We start from the raw sequence: 5,969 nt of genomic DNA on the forward strand, positions 1-5,969 counted from the left end.
GCCTCGGCCACAGCCTGGGTGCCCTTGGCAAAGGCGGGGAACTCAAACACGCCCATAGGGCCGTTCCAGATCACAGTACCCGCATCCTTCACAGCGTCAGCGTAGGCGGCAATGGCCTTGGGGCCGATGTCCATGCCCATGCAGTCGTCGGGGATGTTCATGCTGTCCACCAGGATGGGCTCGGCGTCAGCAGAGAACTCCTTGGCGCAGATGGTATCCTCGGGCAGGAGGAGTTTGACGCCCTTCTCCTTGGCCTTCTTCATCATGTCGTTGCAGTAGTCCAGCCAGTCCTCCTCCAGCAGGGACTTGCCAATGGAGCCGCCCTGAGCCTTGAGGAAGGTGTAGGTCATGCCGCCGCCGATGATGATGGTGTCGGCAATCTCCAGCAGGTTGTTGATGACGCCGATCTTGGAGGACACCTTGGAGCCGCCCAGGATAGCCACCAGGGGACGCTTGGGATTGGCCAGGGCGCCGCCGATGATCTCCAGCTCCTTCTGGATCAGGAAGCCGGACACGGCGGGCAGGTAGGCAGCCACACCGGCGGTGGATGCGTGGGCGCGGTGGACGGCGCCGAAGGCGTCGGACACATACACCTCAGCCATATCAGCCATGGCCTTGGCCAGAGCGGGATCGTTCTTGGTCTCACCCTTCTCAAAGCGGGTGTTCTCCAGCAGCAGGATCTGGCCGGGCTGGAGAGCGGCGGCCTTGGCCTGGGCGTCGGGGCCCACCACGTCGGAGGCCATGATGACCTCACGGCCCAGCAGCTCGCTCAGGCGCTTGGCAACCGGGGCCAGAGACAGCTTGGCCAGGGACTTCTTCCACTCCTCCTCGGTGATGGAGGCGGGGTCCTTGCCCTTCTCGGCCTGCTTCTTCACATAGGAGTCAAAGGTAGCCACGGGCTTGCCCATATGAGAGCAGGCGATGACGGCGGCATTCTGATCCAGCAGGTACTGGATGGTGGGCAGGGCCGCACGGATGCGCTTGTCGTCGGTGATGACGCCGCTGCCGTCCTTGGCCATGGGCACGTTAAAGTCGCAGCGCAGCAGTACCTTCTTGCCGGCTACGTCGATGTCTTTTACGGTTTTCTTGTTGTAGTTCATACTATACTAGCTCCTTTCATCTCGCCTTCCCCGGTCAATCCGGGAAAATCCAGTTGTCGCAGGGCTTCGTACGCTAGGATCGCCGCTGAGTTGGAAAGATTGAGGCACCGGGCCTCCGCCCGGATCGGTATACGAATACATCGCTGGGGGAACTGCTGCCGGAAGGACTCCGGCAAACCGGCGGTCTCCTTGCCGAAGATGAGATAGCACCCATCCCGGAACGTGGCCTCTGTATAGGGCCGCGGGGCTTTGGAGGTGGCCAGCCAAATATCTTCCGCACCGGTTTTCTGGAAAAAGTCCTCCAGATTTTCATACACCCGCAGATCCACCAGATGCCAGTAGTCTAAGCCGGCCCTTTTTACGGCTTTGTCACTGATATCAAAGCCCAGAGGCTTGATCAGGTGGAGCCGGATACCCGTAACCGCACAGGTACGGGCAATATTTCCTGTGTTTTGCGGGATTTCCGGTTCGTAAAGCACGATATTCAGCATTTTATTCCCTCTTTATACCTCTATCACTGTTCAGCGCAGGCTATTGTACTCCAAAATCCCATAGATTTCAACCGTAAAAGCGTGAAAAAGCGGTAAAACATGCAGTTTTGTTTATGCAAGCACATGCTTTTGTACTTTACTGTACTAGGAAACTGTGGTATGATGCTCACAGACAAAAGCAACGCCAAGGAGGATGAACGCATTGCAGCGGAATCGCAAGGTACATCGATTGGTGGTGAAGGTGGGTACGTCCACCCTTACCCGGGAGACCGGGAGCCTCAATCTTCAAAATATGGAGCGGCTGGCCCGGGTCCTGTCCGATCTGGAGGGGATGGGCTATCAGGTGGTGCTGGTCTCTTCCGGCGCCATCGGCATCGGCACCAAGAAACTACGGCTGGAACAGCGCCCCACCGAACTGCGGATGAAGCAGGCCACCGCCGCCGTGGGCCAGTGCATGATGATGCACATCTATGACAAGCTCTTCGCGGAGTATAACCGCACCGTGGCCCAGATCCTGCTCACCGGCGAGGATGTGGACGCCCCCGTCCGGTCGGAGCATCTGCACAACACCTTTGAGGCCCTGCTGGAGCTGGGGGTCATCCCGGTGGTCAACGAGAACGACTCGGTGTCCTCGGCGGAGATCGAGACCGGCCAGTGCAAGGTGCTGGGCGACAACGACACCCTGTCCGCCATCGTGGCCCGGCTGTGCGGGGCCGACCTGCTGGTGCTGCTCAGCGACATCGACGGACTGTATGACGCCGATCCCCGCACCCACCCGGACGCCAAACTGATCCATCATGTGTCGGCTATTACCCCCGAATTGCGGGCTATGGCGGGGGGCGCGGGTACCTGGCGGGGTACCGGCGGCATGGCTACCAAACTCAACGCCGCCCAGACCGCGCTGGAGGCCGGCATCGACATGGTCATTGCAAACGGCAGCCGGATGGAGGCCATCTACGACATCGTGGCGGGTGCGGATATCGGCACCCGGTTTTCCAAGGGGTAAAGCGGGATACTCTCCTCTCCCGTTTTCCATATGTAAGAAGAAGAAAAGGTTGTGTTTGTATGAAACGAATGCTCTCCCTGTCCCTGGCACTGCTGCTGGCGCTTTCCCTGTGGCTGCCCTATGGCCGGGCGGAAGCGGCGGAAGCCTTCCCCGAGCTGGACATTGAGATCACCGAAGCCCGGATCATCGCCGAGAAGGCGGTGAGCTACCTGGGCAACGAGCTGTGGATCCCCTATCTGCCGGAGGAGGACAAGAATTTGGAGCTTCTCCTGCTGGCCATCAGCCTGGATCAGATGCACATCCTGCTCCAGCAGAAGGGCTCCGCCCCGCCCTGGCTGCCCGGCCTGCTGGACAACGTGGACGCCCTGGAGACCTGGTACAGCGATGTGGAGGACTTTGATCTTATCCTCGAAACCGCCCGGGACATCCGCAGCGATCCCATGATCTCCTTCGGCCCCATCCAGGCGGGCAACCCCTCCGCCGGAGCGGCGGTGACCGCCTTCTCCGACGTGCCGGAGAGCCACTGGGCCTATGAGAACATCATGCTCATGGTGGAGTACGGCGTGCTGACCGGCACCTCGGAGCCGGTGGACGGCGTGGCCACCTTTGAGCCTGAGAAGCCGGTCACCCTGGGCCAGCTGCTGGCGGTGCTGGTGCGTCTGGCCGCCCCGGAGCGGATCGAGACCCGGCCGGACGACACCCACTGGGCCATGCCCTATTACCGGGCAGCCAAGGAGATGGACTGGATCCACCTGGATCTGGCTCACGATTCGGTGGAGGAGGCCCTGAACAACACGGTCAGCCGCCAGTACATGGCCCGCTATCTGGTGGGCGCCGCCCAGGAGCTGGGCGAGATACTGCCCTATTCCGAGGATGTGGGCCTGTCCGACATGTCCCACGCCTACAGCAAGCGCGCGGTATACATGAGCTACTACAGCGGCCTGCTGGAGGGAGATGAGAACGGCTGGTTCCGCCCTGCCGCCTCCACCACCCGGGCCGCCCTGGCCACCGTGTGCTGCCGCCTCATCGGCGCGGTGAAGCGGCCCACCCCCTACGTGGATCCCGACGCGGAGGTACTCATCCCCCACCCCTATTTCTACCACAGCCTGGACGCCAACGGCCTGGTCATTGACGACCCGGAGGTGCGCACCCACGGGGAGCTGCCCACCTCCTCCTGCCGCACCTATAACCTCCAGGCCCTCTCCCTGGCCCGGGCGGGCATTGACAGCGAGGGGCTCTACCTCACCGTCACCGCGCCCCAGCTGCCGGCGGAGATCGCCGATGACTTCGTCTTTGACTTCTGGAGCATGGTGTATCGCGGGCCGGACGACGACTACTTTGCCGACGTGGTGCCCGACCAGCACATCACCCTGAAGCCCGGGGAGAGCGCTACCTTCCGCTACCAGACCTGGGACGGCGACATGGTGGGCCGGGGCGACTTCGGCAACCTCTCCCTGTCGGTGTCGGTGGAGCACCAGAAGGATCACGCCATTCTCTCCCACCGCATCAACCTGCGCTCGGAGGGCAGCGTGAACGAATCCTACCAGAACTCGGGAGATCACTACTGGGATCCCTTTGACGACAGCGCCGTGTGGGCGGGCCTGTCCGCCTGACAAAAGAAGGAGGAGACTGCCATGACACAGCTGGAGACCCAGGGCCTGGCGGCCAGATACGCCGCCCGTGTCCTGGCGGTGGCGGGCGCCGCCCGCAAGAATGAGGCTCTGGAGGCGATTGCCCGGGGCATTGAAGCCGGCATGCAGGCCATTCTGGCCGCCAACCAGGCCGACCTGGCGGCGGGGAAAGCCGCCGGAATGCGCCCCTCCCTCCAGGACCGGCTGGCACTGGACGAGGGCCGTATCGCCGGCATCGTGGACGGCGTGCGGCAGGTAGCCGCTCTGCCCGACCCCATTGGTGAGATCACCAAAATGTCCACCAGGCCCAACGGTCTGGTCATCGGCAAGCGCCGGGTGCCTTTGGGCGTCATCGGCATCATCTATGAGGCCCGGCCCAACGTCACCGTGGACGCCGCCGCCCTCTGTCTCAAGTCGGGCAACGCCGTCATCCTCCGGGGCGGCAAGGAGGCCTTCCGCTCCAACCAGGCCTTTGTGGCCATCATGCGGGACGCTCTGGAGTCCGCCGGTCTGCCCCGGGACTGCGTGGCCCTGGTCACCGACACCACCCGCCAGAGCGCCGCGGAGCTGATGAACCTGACGGAATATCTGGATGTGCTGATCCCCAGAGGTGGCGCGGGCCTCATTAAAAATGTGGTGGAAAACGCCAAGGTGCCGGTAATCCAGACCGGCGTGGGCGTGTGCCATGTGTACGTCCACGGGGAGGCCGACCTGGATATGGCCGCCCGCATCATCCACAATGCCAAGACCTCCCGGCCCTCGGTGTGCAACGCCGCTGAGTGCCTGCTGGTGGATCGGGCGGTGGCCCGTGACTTCCTGCCCATGGCCTGGCAGCTGCTCCAGACCAAAAATGTGGAGCTGCGGGGCTGCCCCGAGACCCGGGCCATCCTGGGTGATTTCGTGGTACCCGCCTCCGAAGAGGACTGGGACACCGAGTTCGGCGACTACATTCTGGCCGTCAAGGTGGTGGGCGGCTTTGACGAGGCGGTGGAGTTTATCCACGCCCACGGCACCGGCCACTCCGAGGCCATTGTCACCAACAACTACTTTGCCGCCCAGCAGTTTTTGAACCAGGTGGACGCGGCGGCGGTGTACGTCAATGCCTCCACCCGCTTCACCGACGGCAACGAGTTCGGCCTGGGCGCCGAGATCGGCATCTCCACTCAGAAGATGCACGCCCGGGGCCCGATGGGCCTGGAGGAGCTGACCTCCAGCAAATTTGTGATCTACGGCACCGGCCAGATCCGCTGAGCATAGGATGGAGCGGCCCCATACGGAATTCTTGTTACATACGGCGGGCAGCAATGCCCGCCGTATGAATTTGTAGGGGGTGCTTCCATGCTGGAACGCCAGATCAAGCCGGAGGGCGGCGTGGTATACTGCGACCTGGGCAGGCTGTGTCCGGAGGACGGGCAGATCATTGACTGTACCCTGACTCTGGCCGGGGTGCTGCCGGAACGGCGGGTGGCCCTGGCGGCGGAGCTGCTGGACGGGGATACCTGTCTGGGGGCCCGGCTGTTCACCATCCCGCCCCACCATGAACCGGCTGCCGCCGATGTCAGGCTCACCGGCCTGCGCTTTTACCTGCCCCAGGGGACGGACCGGCCCCTCACGCTGCGGGCCGACGCCCATTATATGGACCGGAACGAGCGCTGTCTGCTCTAAGTCAAAACCTCCGGCTAAGCCGGAGGCTTGAGTAGGCCCTAAAAGGGCCTGATACGGACGAAGCCCCTTAAGGGGC

General features: G+C 62.8%; 6 protein-coding genes. 4 read left to right on the top strand and 2 right to left on the bottom strand.

The window, feature by feature from the left end; translation table 11 throughout:
- Together Q0K43_RS09875 and Q0K43_RS09880 are read right to left on the bottom strand one after the other, a co-directional pair.
- The coding region (locus tag Q0K43_RS09875; RefSeq protein WP_297290370.1) for a phosphoglycerate kinase at positions 1-1,100 on the bottom strand (1,100 nt) is incomplete at its 3' end.
- On the bottom strand, positions 1,097-1,591 hold the full coding sequence (locus Q0K43_RS09880; protein WP_297290371.1) for a tRNA (cytidine(34)-2'-O)-methyltransferase: 495 nt from the start codon (positions 1,589-1,591) through the stop codon (positions 1,097-1,099). The genes Q0K43_RS09880 and Q0K43_RS09875, both read right to left, overlap by 4 nt.
- 193 nt (positions 1,592-1,784) lie before the next feature.
- On the opposite strand from Q0K43_RS09880, the gene proB reads away from it, so the two are divergent.
- The 4 genes from proB (at position 1,785) to Q0K43_RS09900 (ending at position 5,893) form a co-directional block, all read left to right on the top strand.
- On the top strand, positions 1,785-2,597 hold the full coding sequence (proB, locus tag Q0K43_RS09885) for a glutamate 5-kinase (protein WP_297290372.1): 813 nt from the start codon (positions 1,785-1,787) through the stop codon (positions 2,595-2,597).
- A 59-nt stretch (positions 2,598-2,656) separates the two neighbouring features.
- Positions 2,657-4,210 carry an S-layer homology domain-containing protein gene (locus tag Q0K43_RS09890; protein ID WP_297290373.1) on the top strand — a complete coding sequence of 518 codons (1,554 nt, stop codon included), beginning with the start codon at positions 2,657-2,659 and terminating at the stop codon, positions 4,208-4,210.
- 21 nt (positions 4,211-4,231) lie between these two features.
- A complete protein-coding gene (locus Q0K43_RS09895) occupies positions 4,232-5,479 on the top strand; it encodes a glutamate-5-semialdehyde dehydrogenase (protein WP_297290374.1) in 1,248 nt (415 codons plus the stop codon).
- Positions 5,480-5,566: 87 nt separating this feature from the next.
- Positions 5,567-5,893: a hypothetical protein gene (locus tag Q0K43_RS09900; RefSeq protein ID WP_297290375.1), complete on the top strand. Its 327-nt coding sequence runs from the start codon at positions 5,567-5,569 to the stop codon at positions 5,891-5,893.
- Positions 5,894-5,969: the final 76 nt, after the last annotated feature.

This window comes from uncultured Flavonifractor sp. (assembly GCF_944383115.1).
In the GTDB taxonomy this organism is placed as follows: Bacteria; Bacillota; Clostridia; order Oscillospirales; family Oscillospiraceae; genus Flavonifractor.